We start from the raw sequence: 23,135 nt of genomic DNA, 5'->3' as shown, positions 1-23,135 counted from the left end.
ACAATAACGACTGAATCGAAACTGGAGATACAATCTGGAAGCCTGAACATCGATTCAACGAGCAGTATCGACGTGACCGGCAAGGGTTACCTTGGCGGCAGGCGCAACGGGAACAGCGGTGAAAACGGGCGGACGATAGGAAATACAGCGTCAGGCGGCAGCAAAAATTCGGATGGCGGCAGTTACGGTGGTCATGGCGGCATGAGTAGTTCAACAACAGGCACATACGATGGTGTAAACGAAGCCTATGGCGATTTGACAGACCCCAACGAAGTGGGAAGTGGTGGAGGTGGTTCTGCCTGGCATAGTGATGAGGCAGGAAATGGAGGTGGGCTTGTAAGGATTAAAACGGGGGTATTGACTCTCGCTGGATATATAATAGCAAATGGAGAAATGGGAGTCGACCAGTTCAGTGGCGGCGGCAGTGGAGGTGGTGTAAGGATAGAAGCTTCTACTATTTCCGGCAGCGGCATAATCAGCGCAAACGGTGGGTTGGGTGGAAGCACTTCGGCAGGCAGTGGCGGCGGTGGTCGCATTGCCTTGTATTATGACACGATGACATTGCCCGAAGGAAACATTCATGCCTATGGCGCAAGGAGATCGACTACAGGTACCGATACATATAAAAATGGCGGGGCTGGTACGATTTACCTGAAGGCCACCGACAGTACGAATGGCTCTATTATTGTAAATAATGATGGTGTTGAGCATACGAAGATAACGCCTGTGCCGGGGGGGACTTACGATACCATTACGGTAAAGGGTGGGAGTAATTTATATCTTTCGAAGGGGCTGAATGTTCTTGGCGACCTGACCCTTGTCAAGAGTGGTGTAACGGCCTCAGATGTAATTGTTGTGTCTGGTGCACTGATGCTCATAGATAACAGTGTTCTTAGTCATAGTGCTGCGACAATAACGACTGAATCGAAACTGGAGATACAATCTGGAAGCCTGAACATCGATTCAACGAGCAGTATCGACGTGACCGGCAAGGGTTACCTTGGCGGCAGGCGCGACGGGAACAGCAGTGAAAACGGGCGGACGATAGGAAATACAGCGTCAGGCGGCAGTAAGCTGATGGATGGCGGCAGTTACGGTGGTCATGGCGGCATGAGTAGTTCAATAACAGGCACATACGATGGTGTAAACGAAGCCTATGGCGATTTGACAGACCCCAACGAAGTGGGAAGTGGTGGAGGTGGTTATGCCTCGTATAAGCAGCAGGCAGGAAACGGAGGTGGGCTTGTAAGGATTAAAACGGGGGTATTGACTCTCGCTGGATATATAATAGCAAATGGAGAAATGGGAGTCGACCCGCACGGTGGTGGCGGCAGTGGAGGTGGTGTAAGGATAGAAGCATCTACTATTTCCGGCAGCGGTATAATCAGAGCAAACGGTGGATTGAGTGGAGGCATTTCGGCAGGCAGTGGCGGCGGTGGCCGCATTGCCTTGTATTATGACACGATGACATTGCCCGAAGGAAACATTCATGCCTATGGCGCAAGGAGATCGACTGCAAGTACCGATATATATAAAAATGGCGGGGCTGGTACGATTTACCTGAAGGCCACCGGCAGTACGAATGGCTCTATCATTGTAGATAACGGTAGCGTAGAATATACGAAGGTAACGCCTCTTGCTTCGATTGGAACCGGAACGATTACAGCAGTTAATGAGGTTGTTATTGATAACGCTTACAGCATTACCGACAGTCAGGCGACCTGGCAACCGGGCGCCCTTAAAGGTTTGAAATTCAGGCCTCGCAAGGATGTGGACCGTTACTTTACAGTTCTGGATAATACGTCAACAACTTTATTTACAGATATCAGTGAAGGAGCACTTGATCTCGATGCATCTGTAGGAGATAGCTATACAGGCGTTTATGTTTTGGATAACCTGACCGTTAAAGAGAAGGGGAGGCTTAAAACTCCTGACTGGCTGATTGTGGATCAGGCCATTGTGATTAACGGCGCCTATCTCGAAGCCGGCACTGTTCACTCAGCAAATGTATCTGTGATTAATGGGGGAACCCTTTCGCAAATAGCGACTACCGGGAGTACAGAACATCATCTTGAGATGAATGTGTCAGGCACGGTAGAAATAGATGCTGACAGTAAGATCGATGTGACCGGTAAGGGCTACCTTGGAGGATATAAACCGGGGAATAGCAGCATTAATGGAAGAACTTCGGGGAATACTTCTTCAGGGGGCAGTACGAGCCGTAATGGCGGAAGTTATGGAGGCCTTGGAGGTCTTTTATCCGGCGGTTCAGTTAATGTAACTTATGAAAACTTTAGCTCTTTCAGTGAAGTCGGTAGTGGTGGTGGAGGATATCCAACGAGTTATCAGGGAGGAAATGGAGGCGGCTATCTGTTGCTCAAAACAGACACTCTGAATGTGGATGGAAATATTATTGCCAATGGTGAAAGCCCTGCTAATTCAAGTGTTGGAGCCGGCAGTGGTGGAGGGATAGTCATTGATGCCTGGATGATTTACGGTAGTGGGAAAATCACTGCTAATGGAGGGATTTCAGCTGCCGGCGGCGGAGGAGGAGGGGGACGGATCGCTATTTACAGTAATAGTATTAATTTCCCTCCGACTAACATAGAGTTTAAAGGCGGCTTGAGTGGAAGCGGCAGTAACGGAGCAAGAAATGGAGGAGGGGGAACATTACATATTGGTACAAAATAATCTCTTCTCCTTGAAGATGGATAAGAGTTTGTTTATTTTTTTTGAATCCCTGGCTGCTGCATCTTCCGCAGCTAGTCCCAATAAAGTTGGGATGCAGTCTCTGCGCTCATACCCCGCTGGTTGCGGCGGGGAGGTTGATTGATATTTTGAGAAATTGCGTATCTGAAAAAAACGTCTTAAACTTAATTCTTTTTCCGCCCACAGCGGCACTTATTGTTTTTTTCCTGTTTAACCCGGCTAACAGTTTCCTGATGAGCCGGGATTTCCTTTTCCTGCCTGCTGTATCAGACGATATGCCTCTGACATTTCCATAAATCTGCAACATTTCTTAGAAATCCTGGTATTTATAGATTTTTAAACACTTGCCAATCATGTAATATATAGGTATATAAGAAAAAAATCAGACCAGGAAAATGACTGAATCTACCCTTCAAAAACTTGAGGACCATATAAGTAAATTTCCTGCCTCACCCGGTGTGTATCTCATGAAAAGTGACAAAGGGGAGGTTATCTATGTGGGAAAGGCGAGGAGCCTGAAAAGCCGTGTTCGCTCCTATTTTAACGGTCATGATGAGAGATATCATGTCAAGTTTCTCATGAAGCGGGTCGATTCAATTGAGGTGATGGTAACCGGTACGGAGAAGGAGGCCCTTATTGTTGAAGATATTCTCATAAAAAAACACCGTCCCCGTTACAATATTAATCTCAAAGACGATAAAACCTACCTCAGTCTAAAGATAGACATGAACCTCGATTATCCCCGTGTTGAAGTTGTTCGTATTAAGAAAAAAGATGACGGGAAGGGCGTGCGATATTTTGGGCCCTATGCTTCGGCCCAGGCCCTTAGAGAGACGCTGGCCCTCATCCAGAAAGTATTTCCCTTGCGAACATGCAGGGAGAGCAATTTCAAAAACAGGGTGAGGCCTTGTCTCAGTTATCAGATTAAAAGATGCTCAGGACCTTGCTGCGGCCATATCGGGATTGCCTTTTACCGGGCAATGATGGAAGAGGTTGTTCTTTTTCTTGAAGGCAGAAGCGGTGAAATTATTTCACGATTTAAGAAAAGGATGAAGGAAGCGGCCGGTGAACTTGAATTTGAGGAAGCTGCCAGACTGAGAGATTGCATCGATAATATTAAGAGGACCCTTGAAAAACAACGGGTTTTTACCAGGCTCTCCGATGAAAGGGATGTGGTCGGTTTGTTCCGTGAGGGGACGGCGCTGGCAATTTATGTGCTTTTTATACGGGAAGGGAAGGTGAGCGGAGGGAAGGGATTTAATTTTACAAACCAGGAAATGCCCGATAGTGAGATTATCTCTTCCTTTGTGAGACGTTATTATAGCGGGGGACGGTATGTGCCTGCTGAAGTAATTATTCCCTGTGACATAGAGGATATACCTGTTATGGAAGAGTGGCTTGGTGAACTTCGTGAAAAGCGTGTTCGCCTTACCTGTCCCAGGAGAGGGGACAAGGTTAATCTGCTTCAAATGGCATCGAAGAATGCCGGGCAGACTTTTGTGGCAGGGAGGAAAAAGGAACTTTCAGGACAGGCCTTGCTGGAAGAGGTGATGAACACTTTTTCTCTTAAAAAAATACCCCAGAGGATGGAGTGTTTTGATATTTCAAATATCCAGGGAACCAATGCAACAGGGTCTACGGTTGTTTTCATTAATGGTGAAGCCCGTAAGGACAAATACCGCCGGTTCAAAATTAAAGGCGCAGACGGGAGTGATGATTTTGCCATGATGTATGAGGTGTTGACCCGCCGGTTAAACCGGGGTCTTGATGAAAAAGACCTGCCGGACCTTATTGTTGTCGATGGCGGGCGCGGGCAATTGGGCGTGGCAATGAAGGCGCTTGAAGAATCCGGTCTCTCGGAAGAAATCGATCTCCTTGCTCTGGCCAAGGAAAAGGTTTTTCATGTGAAAGGGGGCAAGGAGAAGCGTGATGAACGAGTTTATGCGCCGGGCAGAAAGAACCCTTTAAAGCTTAAGGAGCGAAGCGGTATGCTCTTTTTGTTCCAGAGAATAAGAGATGAGGCGCACCGGTTTGCCGTTGCCTATCATAAAAAACTGAGAGGGAAAAAGGCCCTCTCTTCGCCGCTTGATGATATTAAAGGGCTTGGGCCGGTGACTAAAAAGGCGCTTATTTCAAGGTTCGGCAGTCTCCAGGGAATCATTGAGGCTTCTGCCGGGGAACTTGCGTCAGTAAAGGGAATCAGCAGGACATTTGCCGGCACTTTGCTTAAAGAACTGGCCCGCCGTTCGTCACAGGAATGAACCAGGGGAGCGGCGGATGTGGGGTGCCTGAAGAGAATTTTATTTAAAAGGTGTTTTGATGGAAGTACATTCTTTTTTTCTTCACCTTATCATTATTCTCATGTCCGCCCGTTTTCTCGGCGAGGTTGCAGCCCATATGGGCGCGCCGTCGGTAACGGGTGAAATACTGGCGGGCATCATCTTCGGTCCCAGTATTCTCGGGCTTATCCAACCCAACGATATACTGAAACTCCTTGCCGAGATAGGCGTTATTCTGCTTCTCTTCGAAGTGGGCCTCGAAACGGACATTACCGAACTTACAAGGTCCGGTGCAAAGGCAACCATTGTTGCTATTGTTGGTTTTGTCGCCCCTTTTCTTTTCGGTTTCTGCATCAGTTACGGAATTTTCAATCTCAGTCTTCTCGTTTCGCTCTTCATTGGCGGAACCATTACGGCAACAAGTATAGGGATTACTATCCGGGTGCTTACCGACCTTGATCGTCATCACAGTCATGAGGCCCAGGTAGTGCTTGGTGCTGCCGTTATGGATGACATTATGGGCATTGTCCTTCTTGCCATCCTGTATGAATTTTCAGCAGGCGGCGGGGTAAGCCTTGGAAACTCGGTAAGGGTAATTATTTTTGTTGTTTTATTCCTCATGATGGCTCCCTTGCTGGCAAAGCTCATCTCGGGATGGATAAGGAAGGTAGAAGCTATCAGCCAGACGAGAGGCGTTATATCGACGACAGTTGTTTCCCTGGTTCTCTTCTTTGCCTGGCTTGCCCATGCTGTGGGCGCTCCTGAAATACTGGGAGGATTTGCCGCCGGTCTCGCTCTTAGCCGCCGCTTTGTTCTCCCCATGGGAGTGGCTATACATTCAGACCCTGATTTTGCAGACAGGGTAGACAATGATATCAAGCCTATTATCCATCTCTTTACTCCCATCTTCTTTGTTATGGTGGGCCTCTCTCTTAATTTCAGGGTCATAGACTGGACTTCGTCCTTTATCTGGTCCTTTTCAATTCTTATTATTATTGGCGCTTTTGCCGGCAAGCTTCTCGGTGCAATGATTATAAGCGATAATATGTACAGGAAATTTCTTATCGGTTTCGCCATGATACCCCGGGGAGAGGTAGGGCTTATCTTTGCCGAACTCGGCAGGGCCTCAAATATATTGAGCAACGAGGTTTATGCGGCCCTTATTATCGTTGTGGCCGTGACAACAGTCATTCCTCCCCTGGTGATGGAGCGATTTTATGTTCGCTATGGTGAGAGGATCGATGGTGATGAAGAGAAAAAAGTGTGGACTTAAATCGGCTTTTGTACTATATTGGGTGGCTGGTATCGGGGCGTAGCGCAGCCTGGTAGCGCACCTGAATGGGGTTCAGGTGGTCGGAGGTTCAAATCCTCTCGCCCCGACCAATCAAAAACAGCCACTGTGGCGCAACCAGCGGTGTATGTATGTGGAGTCCGGCTTCCACTTTGAAGCGGCAAGCCACGGGGAAGGCGCCCGCCGGAGATTCAAAATACCCTTCAATATTTCAGCAGTTAATATCCTTGAATATTCTTGTTACAAATGATGATGGCATCCATTCCGAAGGCATAACCCTTCTTGCCGATGCGCTGGAGGAAGCGGGTAATGTTTATGTTGTGGCTCCCGACAGGGAAAGAAGCGCAACGGGGCATTCCCTGAGTCTCCATCATCCCCTGCGCGTCGATGAAGTTTCAAAAAATCGTTATGCTATTGACGGTACGCCCACGGACTGTGTCAACCTGGCCGTCAACGGCCTCCTTGACGTGAGGCCGGACATTGTTGTTTCCGGCATAAATAAGGGCGCTAATATGGGTGATGATATTACTTATTCGGGGACCGTGTCGGCTGCCATGGAGGGGACACTTCTCGGTATTCCTTCCATTGCCATGTCTCTGACGACGAAGAGCGGCTTCATATTTGATACGGCTATCGATGCCGCTTTAAGAGTAACAAGGCGTGTCGTGGAAAAGGGGCTTCCCAAAGATACGCTTTTAAATGTCAATGTTCCCAATATCAAAAAGGAAGCCCTTCAGGGCTGGAAGATTACGAGGCAAGGGAAACGTATTTACGGTGATGCCGTCGTCGAAAAACTTGATCCAAGGGGAAGGAAATATTTCTGGATAGGAGGGGACAGCCTTGGATTCGAGCATATTGAGGATTCCGACTTTCAGGCCGTATCGGAGAATTTTATTTCCGTTACGCCCCTGCATCTTGATTTGACCAATTACAGCTCCATGGAAGAGCTAAGGCCGTGGAGTTTCTGATAGAATGATCGATCACAGAAGGGCGTCACGCCGTATGATAAATGAATATGTCATCTCCCGCGGCGTAAATGACAAAAGGGTGCTCGAAGCCATGATAGAAGTGCCGCGCCACCTCTTTGTGGAAGAGGCCTTTCAGGGTATTGCCTATGGAGACAAGGCCCTTCCCATCGGTGACGGACAGAGCATATCGAGGCCTTATACAGTGGCCAAAATGACGGAGGCCCTTGGCCTTGAAGGGGGAGAAAGAGTGCTCGAAATCGGTGGTGGTTCTGCCTACCAGTCCGCCATATTGTCCAGGCTGGCGGGGGAAGTTTTTACCATTGAACGGCTTGGCTCCCTGGCTGTAAGAGCCAGGCGGCTTCTTCATACATTAAAGTGCATGAATGTTCTTTTTAAGGTGGGTGACGGGACGCTTGGCTGGAAAGACAAGGCCCCCTTTGATGCCATACTGGTGGCAGCTTCCTTTTCCAATGTTCCCGAAGAGCTTCTTTATCAGTTAAAGGAAGGTGGCAGGGTTGTCATGCCCGTAGGCAAAGCTGAAAAACAGCGGCTTAAAAGATTTATCAGGAAGGGTGAAGGATTCAGGGAAGAAGATCTTGGTGAGTGCATCTTTGTTCCTCTCATCGGGGAGAAGGGCTGGAGTGAAAGGGAAGTGAATGATTAGAAAAACTTATGACTGGGTTATGCAGTGGGCCCACTCTCCTTATGGCACCTGGGCTCTTTTCTGGCTTGCTCTCGCCGAATCCTCTTTTTTCCCCGTGCCCCCCGATGTTCTTCTTATGGCCCTTTCCCTTTCCGTTCCGGCAAAGGCTTTTATTTATGCAGCTATCTCCTCTGTCGGGTCCGTGCTGGGCGGTGTGGTGGGATACTTCCTTGGTCTTGGCCTCATGGAAGCGGTAGGAAAGCCTATCCTTGAATGGTATGGCGTAATGGAAAAATTTGATATAATAAGTGCTTATTATCAGGAATATGACGCCTGGGCCGTGGCCGTGGCCGGTTTTACACCCATACCGTACAAGGTTTTTACTATAGCTGCAGGGGCCTGCGAGATAAATTTGATTGTTTTTATTCTTGCGTCACTTGTAAGCCGTTCGGCCCGGTTTTTTATCGTTGGTGGCCTTATTTACAAGTTTGGCGAACCTGTTAAAGGATTTATCGATAAATATTTTAATATATTGACCCTTGTTTTTACCGTCCTTCTTATTGGTGGTTTTGTCCTTCTTAAATTTGTTTTGTAATGGTTATGACACTTAAGTTGATAAAATATGCCGTTCTTATATTTACTCTGTTTTCTCTTTTTGCCTGTGGAACAGGTTACGGCATTTACCATAAGGTGGCTCCCGGTGAAACCTTTGACAGCATATGTCAGGCATATAACATGAGCAGGGCCACAGTTGCCCGAATGAACGGTATTTCAGATCCCTCCTCGGTAAAGCCCGGTGATGCGCTCTACATACCCGGCGCCAGTGTAAGAGTTGATTCTACCGGCATAGCTGCTGCCACTGAAAAGCCTCCAAATGTGAAGTATGATGAAGTTAGACGGGGAGAGGAAATAAAAAAGGAACCTTCCGCCCCTAAATATGAAAAAAGAACCAAGCCTCTTGTTGTTAAAAAAGTATCCTTTCGCTGGCCCATAGAAGGGGAGGTTATTTCAAGGTTTGGAAAAAATGGAGCGGAGCTTCATGACGGCATAGATATCAAAGGGGATTCAGGACATCCTGTCAGGGCATCTGCTGCGGGGCGGGTAATTTACAGTGGGAATGAGATAAAAGGTTACGGTAATATGGTCATCATAAAACATGAAGGCCGTTATTCTACCGTTTATGCGCACAATCGCAGCAATGCAGTGATAAAGGGGAACTTTGTTAAGAGTGGTGAAGTAATAGCCTATGTGGGAGAGAGTGGAAAAATCGGTACGGCTGCCGTTCATTTCGAAATCAGGGAAGGGAAGGTTGCCCTGGATCCGCTTACACTTTTACCATGATATTAATTGAGGTTTCCCTTGGGAAATAATTATTTGGAGGATTTTAATGGAGCAGTTAAAGAAGATTATAAGGGACGTGCCCGATTTTCCTAAAGAAGGGATTGTTTTTAAGGATATAACGACGCTTCTTGCCGATGCAAAATCTTTTCAGAGAGTAGTCGACCTTATGTCGCACCGGTATATCGATAAGGATATAGACCTTATTCTTGGTGTTGAAGCGAGAGGTTTTATTATGGGCTCCGCTCTTGCCTACAAGCTGGGAAAGGGTGTCGTACTTGTGCGCAAGCCGGGAAAACTTCCCTATAAAACGTACAGCACAAGTTATGAACTTGAATATGGCACGGATGAATTGCATATTCACCAGGATGCCATAAAAAAAGGTCAAAAAGTACTCATTGCCGACGACCTTCTTGCGACGGGCGGAACGGTAAAGGCCGTTATTGAACTGATAGAAAAAATGGGTGGGGAAATTGTCGAGTGCAGTTTTCTTGCAGAACTGGAATTCCTCAATGGAAGGGATAAGCTCAAGCCGCACGAGGTTTATTCTCTGCTTAAGTTTTGATTTCCAGTCCCGGATTTGAAATTTTGGCGCTTACATTTTGTTGACATTGTTGAGCCGGTTGTGGTAAAAAAGTAAATTCTTTTAAGCGGTTACTTTAGGGGCCGTTTTATGTGGTTTCACTGAAAATGGTGAGTGTAGCTCAGTTGGTAGAGCACAGGATTGTGGCTCCTGTGGTCGTGGGTTCAAGTCCCATCACTCACCCCATCAACCTGGATGAGACCGGTTCGCAGTGAGGCCTTTTTAACAAGGTTGAAAATAAAGAAGGGTTTGCCAAATGATGGCAAACCCTTTTTTATTTTGTTGGATTGGTTTTTTTGTAAAGGATGAAACAAAGGGTAGCTTCAGCTTGCTTTGCTGAGTATTTCTTCTATCTTGTTGACCAGTTCGGAGGAATCAAAGGGTTTCTGAATATATTCAACGGCGCCCATTGATAAAAGCTTTGTTCTGTTTGATGAAGAGGGAAGAGCAGAGACAATGACAACGGGGATGTCTCCATGTTTCGGATCTTTCTTTATTTTTTCACAAAACTCGAAACCATCCATGCCGGGCATCATGAGGTCGAGTATGATAATATCGGGCCGCTTCTGTTCAATTTTCTCAAAGGCTTCAATACCGTTAATCGCTGTTGTTACTTTAAGCCCCCGTGACATGAAGAGATATGACAGCATTCTGCCCATTACCTGCTCGTTTTCGACTACCAGGGCCAGTTTTTCATCTGTTAACATCTGCTTAACCTCCTGAGTTGGACTTTCAGCATCCAAAGCCTTAATAGGCTTGATTCTAATAGCATGCCCTTTCACTGTCAATGATAAAAATATCTTTAATGTGCAGGCTCGGGCCAGATGCGTCCGATAGCTTTCCTGCTACTTTTGATGCTGTGAAAAAGGTGTTTTTAGAGCTAATTATGTTGCCTAAAATGTTGACTTGATGGGCTTTACTCTGTTAATATGCATCATGTCCGCTCAAGTGGTAATGTGCCTGACTTGGGTTAGGGTTTGTTCAAAACTATCTGTTTTTAAAGGTTCTATCCCGGGAGGTTTCCTCCCTTTATTTTTGCGAGGGTGGCGGAACTGGCAGACGCACCAGACTTAGGATCTGGCGGGCAACCGTGGGGGTTCGACTCCCCCCTCTCGCACCATTTGCATGTCTCGTGAAAATCTGAAAAAAAAAGAATATATTTAGAGGTTTTAAATGAAATTTGATGTTGAAAGTATTAGTACCGTAAAAAAGAAAATTAATATTGTCTTTCCAGGTGAAAAGGTTGGAGAAAAGATAGATAAGGCTTATAACCGGTTGAGGAAAACGGTAAAGATTGATGGTTTCAGACCGGGGAAGGCGCCCAGGAGTTTGCTGGAAAAGCGTTATAAAGACAGAGTGCTCGGTGAGGTGCTGGATGATATACTGAAGGAAAGTTATCCGGAAATCATCGCCAAGGAGGGGCTTGAACCTGTGGCTTACCCTGATTTCGGTGGAGAGGAAATCCAGGAAGGTGAAGACTTTGCCTTTTCTCTTTCTGTTGATGTAAGACCTGATATTGAGCCCAGAGATTATGAAGGAATTGCTCTTAATAAAGAAGATACTGCTATTTCCGATGAGGATGTGGCTGGAGAGCTTGAAAAACTGCAGAAAAACTTTGCCGCTTTCAGTGATGTTGAAGGGAGGGGGATAGAAAAAGGCGATGTGGTTACCTTTGATTTTGAAGGATTTATCGATGGAGAACCGATAGAAAATGGAAAGGCTGAAAATTCGAACCTTGAAATTGGTTCGGGGCAGTTCATTCCCGGTTTTGAAGAAGGTATGGTAGGGATGGGCAAAGGTGAAAGCGGTGATGTAAAGGCGGCTTTTCCCGATGATTATCATGCTAAAGAGCTGGCAGGAAAGGAAGCTCTCTTCAAGGTAACCATTAAGGAGGTCAAGAAGGCGGAGCTTCCCGATCTGGATGATGAGTTTGCAAAGGATGTGGGTGATTATGATAGCCTTGATGCGCTTAAAGAGAGAATTTCAACAGACCTTAAGGCAGCGAGAGAGGAAGAATCGAAAAGAAAGCTGCATAAAGACCTTGTTGACGCTATAATTAAGGAAAACGCTATTGAAGTGCCTGAATCAATGGTAAAAAGGCAGGCCCAGTACAAGGCCGATGAGACAAGAAAGCAGATGACTTCCTACGGAATGCCGAAGGAGGAGATTGAGCGGAATATTTCATCCATGGCTGATGCGATCATGGGTGATGCTGAAAGGCAGGTAAAAAGCGGCCTTCTTCTTGAAGCCATTGCCGAAAAAGAAGGCATTGCCGTTGAAGAGGAAGATATTGACAAGTATTTTGCCGCGATGGCCGAAAAGAGTGGCCGTCCTCTCGATGAAATCAGGAAGTACTTTGGAGACAAGAGAGACTATGTGACAACCACTGTTTTGGATAATAAAATTCTCGATTATCTTCTCGAAAAAGCAAAAATTAGTTAAGGAGCATTAATTATGAATCTGGTTCCTATGGTAGTTGAGCAGACAAGCCGGGGTGAAAGGGCCTACGATATTTATTCGAGACTCCTTAAGGACAGGATCGTCTTTATAGGAACCGGCATTGATGACAATGTGGCAAACCTGGTTGTTGCCCAACTGCTTTTTCTCGAGTCGGAAGACCCGGAAAAAGATATTTATCTCTATATTAATTCGCCCGGAGGGGTTGTAACGGCGGGCCTTGCAATTTATGACACCATGCAGTATATCAGGCCCAGGGTGGCTACTGTTTGTATCGGTCAGGCTGCTTCCATGGCGGCTTTGCTGTTGGCAGCAGGTGAGTCGGGAAAGCGATATTCCCTTCCCAATTCAAGGATACTTATTCACCAGCCTCTTGGCGGGGCCCAGGGGCAAGCCACAGATATCGATATTCAGGCCAAGGAAATCCTGAGGATGAGAGAAATGCTCAATGGCATTCTTTCGAAACATACAGGGCAGAAAATGGAAAGGATTACGGCAGATACAGACAGGGATTTTTATATGTCTGGTGATCAGGCAAAAAAATATGGTATTGTTGATCACGTAATAGAAAAAAATGAGCAGCTTGCTTCAATTAAGTAGGACTGCTGCCGGGTTTTATCGTTATGACGAAAAAAAGTAATTTGATGGACCTTTTGAATAAACATTATTTCTGCAAAGGAGATTGAAATGACGGCATCGAATCTTGTCTGCTCTTTTTGCGGAAAGAAGCAGGAAGAAGTAAAAAAACTTATTGCCGGACCTACCGTATATATATGTGACGAATGTATTGAACTCTGCAATGATATTATGGCGGAGGAACTTGAGCAGGAGGAAAAGGCCCAGGTCAGCTCTACCGTTCCCAAACCCAGAGAACTCTATGAGGCCCTTCAGCAGCACGTCATCGGCCAGGAGAGGGCTAAAAAAATTCTCTCTGTTGCCGTACATAATCATTACAAGAGAGTAAATTCCAGACTTGATATGGGGGGTGTCGAGATCCAGAAGAGCAATATACTCCTCCTCGGTCCTACCGGTTCAGGGAAAACGCTCCTGGCAAAGACGCTTGCCAATATTCTTAATGTGCCTTTTACCATTGCCGATGCTACGACCCTTACAGAAGCCGGTTACGTGGGAGAGGACGTGGAAAATATAATACTGAGCCTTTTACAGGCGGCTGATTATGATGTTGAAAAAGCATCGAAAGGGATTGTCTACATCGATGAGATTGATAAAATATCGAGAAAGTCGGACAATCCTTCCATAACGAGGGATGTATCCGGTGAAGGTGTTCAGCAGGCCCTTCTCAAACTTATTGAGGGAACTATTGCCAGTGTTCCTCCAAAGGGCGGCAGGAAGCATCCTCAGCAGGAGTTTCTTCAAATTGATACGACCAATATTCTTTTTATCTGCGGTGGCGCTTTCCTTGGCATTGAAGACATTGTCGAGAGAAGGATCGGGAAGAAGGGGATCGGTTTCGGCGCTGAAATGGAGAAAAAGGAGAAGAAGAGGCTCGGTGAACTCCTTGCCAGGGTTCTTCCTGAAGACCTGCTCAGGTTTGGTCTCATCCCTGAATTTATAGGAAGGCTTCCAGTCATTGCGACGCTTGATGAACTTAACGAAGAGGCCCTTGTAGAGATCCTTGTAAAACCCAAAAATGCCATTGTCAAACAGTATGCAAAGCTTTTTGAAATGGAAAATGTTATCCTCAAGTTTACTGACAGCGCCCTGTCTTCAATAGCTAAGGAGGCGATGAAGAGAAAGGCGGGAGCAAGAGGACTAAGAGCAATCCTGGAAAATGTGATGCTCGATCTCATGTATGAAATTCCGTCTCAGGACAATGTTGCTGAAGTCGTTATCAGTGAAGATGTCATTGTCGGCGAGGGTGAGCCTATTATGGTTTATTCCAAACAGCTGGATAAGGTGCAGGCAGAAGGGTAATTATGCTTATTGGCAATGACAATAATAAAAATGAGGGAGAAATGATGGAAAATAGTGTTCCTCTGCTTCCACTGAGGGACATTGTCGTTTTTCCTCATATGGTAGTTCCTCTTTTTGTTGGACGCGAAATGTCTATCACCGCGCTTGAAAAAGCAATGAGTGAAGGCAATGATATCATGCTTGTTACACAGAAAGATGCTAAAGTCAATGAGCCCATGCGTGAAGATTTATATGACATCGGCACCATTGCAACGATCATGCAGCTTCTCAGGCTGCCCGATGGAACGGTCAAGGTACTTGTTGAAGGGAAGCATAGGGCCAGTATTGTTGACTTTATCGTTGATGACTGTTTTCTTGCTACTTTTTCGTACCTCACCGAAGAAAATGAAGAAGGTTCAGCCGATGCAGATGCTTTAGTGAGAAGTGTTACTTCCACTTTTGGTACTTATATTAAGCTCAACAAGAAGATCCCTCCTGAAATGCTTGTTTCTGTTTCTTCTATAGAGGAGTCGTCAAGGCTTGCCGATACGATTGTGTCGCATCTTAATTTGAGAATAGAAGAAAAGCAGGAAATCCTTGAAATAATCCCTTCTTTTGAGAGGCTGGAGCGGGTTTATGCCTACATGCAGGGCGAGATAGAAGTGCTGCAGGTAGAGAAGAAAATCAAGGGCAGGGTCAAAAGCCAAATGGAAAAGACCCAGAAGGAGTATTACCTTAATGAGCAGATGAAGGCAATCCAGAAGGAGCTTGGCGAAAAAGACGAGTTCAAGGGAGAGATCAGGGAACTTGAGGAAAAAGCCAGGAAGAAGGAAATGTCTAAAGAGGCTGCCGAAAAGGTTGCCAAGGAAATCAAGAAGCTCAAGATGATGTCTCCTATGTCGGCAGAAGCGGCTGTTGTCAGGAACTACATAGACTGGATATTGGCCCTTCCCTGGAATGAGATGACGGAAGATAATGTGGAACTGGAAGAGGCGGAAGCTATCCTGGAAGAAGACCATTATGCGCTTGATAAAGTTAAAGAGAGGGTTGTCGAATACCTTGCCGTGAGAAAGCTGGCTGATAAGATGAAAAGCCCCATTCTTTGTCTCTCCGGTCCTCCCGGTGTTGGTAAAACCTCTCTTGCCAAGTCTGTTGCCAGAGCAACGGGCAGGAAGTTTGTAAAACAATCCCTCGGTGGGGTAAGGGATGAAGCTGAAATTAGAGGGCACAGGAGAACCTACATCGGGGCTCTGCCGGGTAAAATTATTCAGTCACTCAAAAAATCAGGATCTAATAATCCTGTTTTTTTGCTTGATGAGATTGACAAGATGAGCAGCGATTTCAGGGGAGACCCTGCCTCGGCACTTCTTGAAGTACTCGATCCCGAACAGAATCATATCTTCAATGATCATTTTCTCGATATGGATTATGATCTGTCCAACGTTATGTTCCTGGCGACGGCAAATAACCATTTTAAAATTCCCGGTCCTTTAAGAGACAGGCTGGAAATCATTCATCTTTCGGGCTATACGGAACTGGAAAAGCTCCAGATTGCCATTAGCTATCTTGTTCCCAAACAAGTTCGTCAGCACGGTCTTAAGGAAGACCATGTGACATTTTCCGAAGGCGCTCTATTGAAAACCATCAGGAATTATACGAAAGAAGCCGGTGTACGTAGCCTTGAACGTGAGATTGCCTCTGTATGCAGAAAAATTGCAAAAGATGTTGTTAAAAAAGGGGACAGTTTTAAAATCAAGGTGACGGCAGGAAGAATTCCCGGTTTTCTGGGAGTAGAGAAATTCAGGTACGGTAAGAAAGAGGAAATGGATTCCATAGGGCTTGGCAATGGGCTTGCCTGGACGGAAACGGGTGGAGAAATGCTTGTGACGGAAGTTACCGTTGTTCCGGGAAAAGGGACTTTGCTCATAACGGGTAAACTTGGTGATGTGATGAAGGAGTCGGCCCAGGCCGCCATGAGTTATGTACGCTCCAGGGCTGATGAGTTTGGCCTGGAGAAGGACTTTTATCAGAAAGTGGACCTCCATATTCATGTTCCCGAAGGCGCTATTCCCAAGGATGGACCTTCAGCCGGGATTACCATGGCGACAGCCGTCATCTCCGCTCTCACCAGAAGGCCTGTAAGGGGAGACCTTGCCATGACGGGAGAGATAACGCTGAGAGGGCGGGTTTTGCCTATTGGCGGTCTGAAAGAGAAGCTGCTTGCTGCACACAGAAATGGTATCAGGACGGTTCTTATCCCTCATGAAAACAAGAAGGACTTAAAGGATGTTCCCGAAAAGATTCTCAGAACAGTTAATGTAATACCGGTAAATCATATGGATGAGGTTGTGAAAGAAGCTCTCCTGGAAAAGGTGGAGAAGTCAAAGGATGATGATAATGAAGGCCCCTTTGAGAGTGGAAATCATGATGCCGTTATTACGCACTGAATCGTCTATTCTTGAACTAATATTTTTTAATAGAGAGATAGAATTTTCTTGACACTCAGGGGGGAAGCTGTTAGATTTACCACCGTTTCGTTGTCAACTGTAGTGGACTTTAGGCACTAATTTAATAATGAATAAATTAACTCAGGAGGTGTTGTTGTGACAAAAGTGGATTTAGTAAACAAGATAGCGGCGGATACGGATATTTCAAAGGCTGCTGCTGAAAAAGCAGTAAAAGCTTTTGTTGATGGAATTACCGGTGCGCTCAAAAAGGGTGACAAGGTAAGTCTGGTAGGTTTTGGTACATTTGACGTATCGAATAGAGCTGCCAGAAAAGGTAGAAATCCTCAGACCGGTCAGGAAATTCAAATTAAAGCATCAAGGGTTCCCAGGTTCAAAGCGGGCAAATCTCTTAAAGATGCGGTAAAATAAGCAGTTTGTATCAGACTTAAGGGGCGGATAGCTCAGCTGGGAGAGCATCGGCCTTACAAGCCGAGGGTCACAGGTTCGAACCCTGTTCCGCCCACCAAATAGAATAAGGAATTTCTGGGGCCGTAGTTAAGTTGGTTATAACGCCGGCCTGTCACGCCGGAGGGCGCGGGTTCGAGTCCCGTCGGCCCCGCCAGAAATTTAAAAAGCCCCCCTGAACAGGGGGGCTTTTTTATTGCCTGAATTTTCAAAAATACTTGACATTATTAGTATAATTTAGTAGCGTTCACACTAGGGATGAGTGCCCCCAAATTGAAAATGAATAGGTATGTCTTCAGGAAAAGAACTCATTTTAATTGTTTCTATTGATGGATGTAAATTTTCCATAAATATTAAGGATCTTATTGAAGTAACGGAAAATTTGGATCTTTCTTCAAAGTCTCAAGGGGAAGAGTGCATAGGAAAAGTTGAGTTCAGGGGCAGTGAAATACCGCTGGTAGACATAAAGAAAAGACTTTCTTTAACGGAAGATGCGAAGAGCGTTTACGAAACAGCTGCCGTTGTTAGAGTCTGGAATGAAATTCTTGCCATTCCTATCGATTCCGTGGAAGGTGTTTTTGAAGCAGGCAGTGCATTTTTTCCTTTCCCCCAAATGATACTGAGGGATAAAAATGCTTTTACCTTCATACATGACTGGAATGGTGAATTTGTTCTCCATATGAATTTGCCTGGCATTTACAGTAAGGAAACCATCATCAAGATTTCAAGAGATGGTCAAAGTAAGTCATGAATATCGAATATGCCTTAGATCAGCAATATCTGATCTTCAGGGTTGCCGATAAACTGATAGCAACCAATATCGCGTTAGTTAAGCGGATTTTACATTACGAATTTGTACAAAAAGTTCCTCTTGCAAGAGACTATTTTGAAGGTTTGGTCAAATTTGACGAAAAGCCCATTCCTTTTTTTAATCTGCCTCTTGCTATGGGAATTAAAGGGAAAAAGGTATCTACGGAAAACCTGATTGCTGTTCATAATGTACAAGGAATTGATATTGCTTTTAAGATCGGAAATGTCGTGACTGTGACGAGGATTGATAGATCTGCACTGGGTGAGAGTACAGAAGGCATCAAAGGAGTAGATCATAAGACATCGTGGAGTGGGGAAGAGGTCTATATTCTTAATGCAGAAAAAATTGTACAATAAGTCGCATTCAGCAAATTGTAAGGTAAATTGCAGATAGAAATTAATTATTGTTACCCGGAGGTTATGAATGGCAAGAAAACTTCTACTTGCAGATGACAGTATAACGATTCAAAAGGTCATAGGTATTACCTTTGCCAATGAAGATTACGAATTGACGGTAGTTGACAATGGCGCTGATGCCGTAACAAAGGCGAAAGAGATTAAGCCTGACCTTGTGCTTGCAGATGTTGTTATGCCTGAAAAGGATGGATATCAGGTTTGCCAGGAAATCAAGGCTGATTCAGCCCTTTCTTCCACTCCTGTAATACTTCTAACGGGAACTTTTGAGCCTTTTGATGAGGCAAAAAGTAAAGAGGTCGGCGCCGATGATAGTATTACAAAGCCTTTCGAATCACAGACACTGATAGATAAAGTAAAAGATCATCTGGAAAGAGCTGGCGGCGCACCGGTACAAGCTGCGGTAACACAAGCTCCGCCTGTAACTGAAGAAGCAGTCCCTGTCGAAGTTCCTGCTGCTCCACTTCCGGAAGCGGAAGCTGAGGAAGGGATTGTTGAACTTGGGGAAGAAGAACTCTGGGATATGACGGAAGAAGCTGCTGTCAAGGAAGCTCCTGCACCGTCTCCTGCCGAGCCGGTTCAGGAAGGAGCAGAAGAAGAGATTTGGAGTGATGAGGAATTTGCGGATTTCGGTGGCGTCTCTGAAGAGGCTCAGCCTCCGGCCGTACCTGAGCCTGTAGTTGAACCTGTTGTTGAGGAAGAAACCGTTTCCGATGAAGAATTATGGGGGGGGATCGATTTTAGTGAAGAGGAGGCTCCTGAAGCGGTTCCTGAACCTGTTGTTGAAGCCCCTGCTGTAGAGGCGCCTGCTGTAGAGGCGCCTGTATCAGCCGAGGAGGAGTTTGCTGAATTTGGTTTTGAGGAAGAGGTTGCCGCGCCTGCTGCACCGGAACAAGCAACTGAAGCAGCTGCGCCGGTTTCGGAAGAGACCTTTGAATTTGAGGAAAAAGTTGAAACAGTACCGGTACAGCCTCAAGCCCCTGTTGAAGAGGTCGTGCCTGAAGCTGTTGCCGTAGAAGCTCCAGCCCCGGAAGAACCGCTTGCAAAAGCAGGCGCAGCGGCTGTTGCCCCACAGCTTTCAGAAGACCAGATGAATGAGCTTGTTTCTAAAGTAGCCAGAGAAATTATAGAAAAAATTGCCTGGGAAGTTGTGCCTGAATTAGCTGAAACACTGATCAAAGAGGAAATTAAGCGACTTAAGGGCGAATAAAAGACGGAACTATCTCAGAAAGTTACCTCTGGAACTAAAGGGAGATTATCCTAATAATCTCCCTTTTTCAATTTAGATATTTTAACATTGTTTGGAGAAATTTTTCATGTTGGAAAAAGAGCTTGCCAAGGCTTATGAGCCCGAAGAAATTGAGGAAAAGTGGTACAAGAAGTGGATTGATAACCAGGATTTCAGGGCAGATGAGAATAGCGATAAGGAAGGTTATTCCATTGTTATCCCGCCGCCTAATGTGACCGGTTCGCTGCATATGGGACATGCCCTGAATAATACCTTGCAGGATATTATGGCCAGGATTAAAAGAATGCAGGGTTATAATGTATTATGGCTTCCCGGTACGGATCATGCCGGTATTGCTACTCAAAATGTTGTTGAAAAACAGCTCGCCCTGCAGGAGACGGTGAAAGAATCTCTGGGAAGAGAGCTATTCGTCAAGCGTGTCTGGGAATGGAAAGAAGAGTATGGTGGTGTTATTGTAAATCAACTCAAAAGGCTTGGCGCCTCCTGTGATTGGAGCAGGGAGCGCTTTACCATGGATGAAGGCCTTTCAAAGGCTGTTCGACAGGTTTTCGTCAGACTCTATGAGGAAGGACTCATTTATAAAGGGGATTATATTATCAACTGGTGCCCAAGATGTACGACGGCGCTTTCTGATCTGGAAGTTGAACATGAAGACCATAAGGGGCATCTCTATCACATAAAATATCCTTTCAAGGATGGCAGCAGTGAGCTTATTGTAGCTACGACTAGACCTGAAACCATGCTTGGCGATACGGCTGTTGCCGTTAATCCCGAAGATGAACGATTTAAGGACCTTATCGGTAAAGAAGTACTTCTTCCTCTCACTGATCGTACGATTCCCGTTATTGGAGACAGCCACGTAGATATGAATTTTGGAACGGGCTCTCTAAAGATTACGCCGGGCCATGATTTTAACGACTTCGAGATTGGCTTGAGGCATTCACTCGATGTTATCTCTGTCATGGAGAGGGATGGGAAGATGAATGAACTTGCCGGTAAATATAACGGTATGGACCGTTATGAGTGCAGGGAAGCAGTTATTAACGATCTTAAATCCGGTGGTTATTTTGTCAATATAGAGGATCATGATCATAGTGTGGGTCATTGCTATCGCTGTAGCACGACGGTAGAGCCTATGATCTCAAAGCAATGGTTTGTTAAGGTAAAGACCCTGGCAGAACCAGCCATGGAAGCTGTCAGAGATGGCAGAACGAGGATTGTTCCAAGGCAGTGGGAGAAAACCTATTTTGAGTGGATGGAAAATATCAAGGATTGGTGCATATCGAGGCAGATATGGTGGGGGCACAGGATTCCGGCCTGGTATTGTGAATGTGGTGAGACCGTTGTTGCTGTTGAGAGGCCCGACTGTTGCCCCTCCTGCGGCAATAAGGCGCTTGAGCAGGACCTGGATGTTCTCGATACATGGTTTTCTTCATCCCTCTGGCCTTTTACTACCATGGGATGGCCCGATGATACGAAGGAGTTGAAGCTCTTTTACTCTACGTCGCTTCTTGTTACCGGTTTTGATATCCTCTTTTTCTGGGTGGCAAGAATGATGATGATGGGTCTTAAGTTTATGAATGACGTGCCCTTTAAAGACGTTTACATCCATGCCCTTGTTCGAGACGCTCAGGGACGGAAGATGAGTAAATCGAAGGGGAACGTTATCGATCCCCTTCTCATGATAGAAAAGTTCGGTACCGACGCCTTCAGATTTACCCTGGCGGCCTTTGCAGCCCAGGGGCGGGATGTGAGACTTTCTGAAGACAGGATTGAAGGCTACAGGAACTTTGTAAACAAGATCTGGAATGCTTCCCGATTTGCTCTCATGAATCTTAAGGGCTATGAGGGAGACGGGCTTCAACTGCCGCCTTCAGAGAAACTCCAACTGCCGGACCGGTGGATTATTTCCAGGCTTAACAGGACTGTCGAATCGGTAACAAGGTATATTGATGCCTACAGGTTCAATGATGCGGCAAGCAGTATTTACCAGTTTGTCTGGCATGAACTCTGTGACTGGTATATAGAAATGATCAAACCTGCTCTTTATGGCAAGGAGGGTGAAGAGCGGAAGAAGGTTGTCCAGGCGGTTCTGGCAAGAGTGATGACTAACTCTTACCAGATTCTTCACCCTTTTATGCCTTTCCTGACAGAGGAACTCTACAGCTATATAACCGGTAAAGAAGAATCAATCATGAAAAGCGCTTTCCCCCTTACGGAGCCATCCTTGATTGCTGAAAAGCTGGAAGGTGACATGGAGCTTGTTATGGGTGTCATTAAGGCGGTAAGAAATATAAAGGGAGAGATGGGGGTAGCGCCGGGAACCATGGTTGAACTCATTGTTAGAGGCGGAAGCAGCGAGTCAATAGAAACGGTCAAGGGTAGCTTAAGCCTCATTGAAGGGCTCGCACGGCTCGCATCGTCTTCTTTTACCGATGGTCATGCTCCGCAGGGCGCTGCCATGTCTGTCGTCGGTGATTTAGAGGTTTATCTTCCGCTTAAGGGACTCGTTGATTTCGAGGAAGAAGAAAAGAGGCTGGAAAAAGAGATCGTCAAGGTAGAGAAGGATATAAGCTTTCTTGCCAAAAAGCTTGCCAATAAGGATTTCATAGCGAGAGCCCCCGCCCATGTTGTGGAAAAGGACAAGGCAAAGTATGATGACATGAAAGAGGCGAAAGAAAAGCTCGAAGCATCACTTGAGAGGATCAAATGTCTGAAATAAGAAGAATCATAGAGTGGGCTCTGGCCGAAGACCTGGGTAGCAGGGATGTGACCTCAGCTGTTCTATTCAGGGATCGTAAGGTCGTCTCTGGCTTTATTAAGGCCAAGGAATCCTTTACCCTTGCCGGCATCGACGTGGCAAGGGAGGTTTTTGAATCGGTCAATTCCACCATTATTTTCAGGAGCATGAAGCGAGATGGAGACAAAGTGGAAAAGGGCGATACCCTTGCCGAAATGACCGGTGACGTTGCTGATCTTATGATTGCCGAAAGGACGGCCCTTAACTTTATACAGAGGCTTTCAGGAATTGCCACATTGACGTTGCAATACACAGAAAAGATCAGGGGGAGCAGGGCAAGGGTGGCTGATACGAGGAAAACCACGCCGGGATTGAGGGCACTTGAAAAGTATGCCGTCAAGGTCGGAGGCGGTTCCAATCACCGCATGGGGCTTTACGATGGTATACTGATTAAGGATAATCACATTGCTGCCTGTGGCGGAATAAGGGAAGCTGTATCGAGAGCAAAGATGGAAGCGCCTCATACCATTAAGGTAGAGGTAGAGGTGCCGGACCTTAATGGGGTAAGAGATGCCGTTGATGCCGGCGCCGACATTATTATGCTCGATAACATGAATATTGATGACATGCGGGAGGCCGTAAGGTTGATTGCAGGGAGGGCTCTCGTTGAAGCATCAGGTAATATTACACTCGATAATATTTCAGATGTGGCTTTTACGGGAGTCGATATCATATCGGTAGGTGCCCTGACCCATTCGGCTACCGCTGTTGATGTGAGTATGAGGATTGAACAGGCGAGGTAAATCAACTATCTTCTCTTATTTATTT

Annotated in this window: 19 protein-coding genes and 5 tRNA genes; 23 read left to right on the top strand and 1 reads right to left on the bottom strand. The window is 46.0% G+C overall.

From position 1 onward, the window contains the following. The 10 genes from OEV42_08800 to OEV42_08755 all read left to right on the top strand — a co-directional run. The coding region (locus OEV42_08800) for a hypothetical protein (GenBank protein ID MDH3974360.1) at positions 1 to 2,691 on the top strand (2,691 nt) is incomplete at its 5' end. Between the two features lie 413 nt (positions 2,692 to 3,104). After that, positions 3,105 to 4,970 carry an excinuclease ABC subunit UvrC gene (gene uvrC / locus OEV42_08795; GenBank protein ID MDH3974359.1) on the top strand — a complete coding sequence of 622 codons (1,866 nt, stop codon included), beginning with the start codon at positions 3,105 to 3,107 and terminating at the stop codon, positions 4,968 to 4,970. A gap of 58 nt (positions 4,971 to 5,028) precedes the next feature. Beyond that, entirely contained in the window at positions 5,029 to 6,261 is a 1,233-nt protein-coding gene (locus OEV42_08790) for a cation:proton antiporter (GenBank protein MDH3974358.1), read from the top strand. Positions 6,262 to 6,294: 33 nt separating this feature from the next. Next, positions 6,295 to 6,371, top strand: a tRNA-Pro gene (locus OEV42_08785). A 135-nt stretch (positions 6,372 to 6,506) separates the two neighbouring features. Beyond that, positions 6,507 to 7,247 (top strand): 5'/3'-nucleotidase SurE, encoded by a 741-nt coding sequence (gene surE / locus OEV42_08780; protein ID MDH3974357.1) that lies wholly within the window; start codon positions 6,507 to 6,509, stop codon positions 7,245 to 7,247. 4 nt (positions 7,248 to 7,251) lie between these two features. Beyond that, entirely contained in the window at positions 7,252 to 7,911 is a 660-nt protein-coding gene (locus OEV42_08775) for a protein-L-isoaspartate(D-aspartate) O-methyltransferase (protein ID MDH3974356.1), read from the top strand. Then, entirely contained in the window at positions 7,904 to 8,485 is a 582-nt protein-coding gene (locus OEV42_08770; protein ID MDH3974355.1) for a VTT domain-containing protein, read from the top strand. The genes OEV42_08775 and OEV42_08770 overlap by 8 nt, the downstream gene beginning before the upstream one ends. Positions 8,486 to 8,490: 5 nt before the next feature. Beyond that, entirely contained in the window at positions 8,491 to 9,231 is a 741-nt protein-coding gene (locus OEV42_08765) for a M23 family metallopeptidase (GenBank protein ID MDH3974354.1), read from the top strand. Between the two features lie 46 nt (positions 9,232 to 9,277). After that, entirely contained in the window at positions 9,278 to 9,793 is a 516-nt protein-coding gene (locus tag OEV42_08760) for an adenine phosphoribosyltransferase (protein MDH3974353.1), read from the top strand. Between the two features lie 128 nt (positions 9,794 to 9,921). Beyond that, positions 9,922 to 9,997 (top strand) — tRNA-His (locus tag OEV42_08755). A gap of 137 nt (positions 9,998 to 10,134) precedes the next feature. Here the strand turns inward: OEV42_08755 and OEV42_08750 are convergent. Next, on the bottom strand, positions 10,135 to 10,518 hold the full coding sequence (locus OEV42_08750; protein ID MDH3974352.1) for a response regulator: 384 nt from the start codon (positions 10,516 to 10,518) through the stop codon (positions 10,135 to 10,137). A 330-nt stretch (positions 10,519 to 10,848) separates the two neighbouring features. Here OEV42_08750 and OEV42_08745 point away from each other — a divergent pair. The 13 genes from OEV42_08745 to nadC all read left to right on the top strand — a co-directional run bounded on the left by OEV42_08745 (position 10,849) and on the right by nadC (position 23,110). Continuing rightward, a tRNA-Leu gene (locus tag OEV42_08745) sits at positions 10,849 to 10,931 on the top strand. A gap of 53 nt (positions 10,932 to 10,984) precedes the next feature. Further along, positions 10,985 to 12,253, top strand: a complete 1,269-nt coding sequence (gene tig, locus OEV42_08740) for a trigger factor (GenBank protein MDH3974351.1) — start codon at positions 10,985 to 10,987, stop codon at positions 12,251 to 12,253. A 12-nt stretch (positions 12,254 to 12,265) separates the two neighbouring features. Continuing rightward, positions 12,266 to 12,868, top strand: a complete 603-nt coding sequence (gene clpP / locus OEV42_08735; protein ID MDH3974350.1) for an ATP-dependent Clp endopeptidase proteolytic subunit ClpP — start codon at positions 12,266 to 12,268, stop codon at positions 12,866 to 12,868. Between the two features lie 87 nt (positions 12,869 to 12,955). Continuing rightward, positions 12,956 to 14,203, top strand: a complete 1,248-nt coding sequence (clpX, locus tag OEV42_08730) for an ATP-dependent Clp protease ATP-binding subunit ClpX (protein ID MDH3974349.1) — start codon at positions 12,956 to 12,958, stop codon at positions 14,201 to 14,203. Between the two features lie 2 nt (positions 14,204 to 14,205). After that, entirely contained in the window at positions 14,206 to 16,629 is a 2,424-nt protein-coding gene (gene lon, locus OEV42_08725; protein ID MDH3974348.1) for an endopeptidase La, read from the top strand. Between the two features lie 156 nt (positions 16,630 to 16,785). Continuing rightward, entirely contained in the window at positions 16,786 to 17,058 is a 273-nt protein-coding gene (locus OEV42_08720) for an HU family DNA-binding protein (GenBank protein ID MDH3974347.1), read from the top strand. Between the two features lie 21 nt (positions 17,059 to 17,079). Beyond that, positions 17,080 to 17,155: transfer RNA gene (locus OEV42_08715), tRNA-Val, on the top strand. Between the two features lie 19 nt (positions 17,156 to 17,174). After that, positions 17,175 to 17,251: transfer RNA gene (locus OEV42_08710), tRNA-Asp, on the top strand. Positions 17,252 to 17,383: 132 nt separating this feature from the next. Next, positions 17,384 to 17,845 carry a chemotaxis protein CheW gene (locus OEV42_08705; GenBank protein MDH3974346.1) on the top strand — a complete coding sequence of 154 codons (462 nt, stop codon included), beginning with the start codon at positions 17,384 to 17,386 and terminating at the stop codon, positions 17,843 to 17,845. After that, positions 17,842 to 18,261, top strand: a complete 420-nt coding sequence (locus tag OEV42_08700; protein MDH3974345.1) for a chemotaxis protein CheW — start codon at positions 17,842 to 17,844, stop codon at positions 18,259 to 18,261. The genes OEV42_08705 and OEV42_08700 overlap by 4 nt, the downstream gene beginning before the upstream one ends. Before the next feature lie 67 nt (positions 18,262 to 18,328). Further along, the gene (locus tag OEV42_08695) at positions 18,329 to 19,528 is read left to right on the top strand and encodes a response regulator (GenBank protein MDH3974344.1); all 1,200 of its coding nucleotides are present in this window, start codon (positions 18,329 to 18,331) and stop codon (positions 19,526 to 19,528) included. 106 nt (positions 19,529 to 19,634) lie between these two features. Then, positions 19,635 to 22,289, top strand: coding sequence for a valine--tRNA ligase (locus OEV42_08690; GenBank protein MDH3974343.1), 2,655 nt, complete (start codon positions 19,635 to 19,637; stop codon positions 22,287 to 22,289). Beyond that, entirely contained in the window at positions 22,277 to 23,110 is an 834-nt protein-coding gene (gene nadC, locus OEV42_08685; GenBank protein ID MDH3974342.1) for a carboxylating nicotinate-nucleotide diphosphorylase, read from the top strand. The genes OEV42_08690 and nadC overlap by 13 nt, the downstream gene beginning before the upstream one ends. The last annotated feature ends 25 nt before the right edge of the window (positions 23,111 to 23,135 follow it).

This window comes from Deltaproteobacteria bacterium (assembly GCA_029860075.1).
Classification (GTDB): Bacteria; Desulfobacterota; JADFVX01; order JADFVX01; family JADFVX01; genus JAOUBX01.
This window is presented reverse-complemented; position numbering and strand designations above follow the sequence as displayed.

Coding starts and splice junctions, on each gene's coding strand:
- uvrC (MDH3974359.1), top strand. CDS start 3,105: ATGACTGAATCTACCCTTCAAAAACTTGAGGACCATATAAGTAAATTT.
- OEV42_08790 (MDH3974358.1), top strand. CDS start 5,029: ATGGAAGTACATTCTTTTTTTCTTCACCTTATCATTATTCTCATGTCC.
- OEV42_08775 (MDH3974356.1), top strand. CDS start 7,252: ATGATCGATCACAGAAGGGCGTCACGCCGTATGATAAATGAATATGTC.
- OEV42_08770 (MDH3974355.1), top strand. CDS start 7,904: ATGATTAGAAAAACTTATGACTGGGTTATGCAGTGGGCCCACTCTCCT.
- OEV42_08765 (MDH3974354.1), top strand. CDS start 8,491: ATGACACTTAAGTTGATAAAATATGCCGTTCTTATATTTACTCTGTTT.
- OEV42_08760 (MDH3974353.1), top strand. CDS start 9,278: ATGGAGCAGTTAAAGAAGATTATAAGGGACGTGCCCGATTTTCCTAAA.
- OEV42_08750 (MDH3974352.1), bottom strand. CDS start 10,518: ATGTTAACAGATGAAAAACTGGCCCTGGTAGTCGAAAACGAGCAGGTA.
- tig (MDH3974351.1), top strand. CDS start 10,985: ATGAAATTTGATGTTGAAAGTATTAGTACCGTAAAAAAGAAAATTAAT.
- clpP (MDH3974350.1), top strand. CDS start 12,266: ATGAATCTGGTTCCTATGGTAGTTGAGCAGACAAGCCGGGGTGAAAGG.
- clpX (MDH3974349.1), top strand. CDS start 12,956: ATGACGGCATCGAATCTTGTCTGCTCTTTTTGCGGAAAGAAGCAGGAA.
- lon (MDH3974348.1), top strand. CDS start 14,206: ATGCTTATTGGCAATGACAATAATAAAAATGAGGGAGAAATGATGGAA.
- OEV42_08705 (MDH3974346.1), top strand. CDS start 17,384: ATGTCTTCAGGAAAAGAACTCATTTTAATTGTTTCTATTGATGGATGT.
- OEV42_08700 (MDH3974345.1), top strand. CDS start 17,842: ATGAATATCGAATATGCCTTAGATCAGCAATATCTGATCTTCAGGGTT.
- OEV42_08695 (MDH3974344.1), top strand. CDS start 18,329: ATGGCAAGAAAACTTCTACTTGCAGATGACAGTATAACGATTCAAAAG.
- OEV42_08690 (MDH3974343.1), top strand. CDS start 19,635: ATGTTGGAAAAAGAGCTTGCCAAGGCTTATGAGCCCGAAGAAATTGAG.
- nadC (MDH3974342.1), top strand. CDS start 22,277: ATGTCTGAAATAAGAAGAATCATAGAGTGGGCTCTGGCCGAAGACCTG.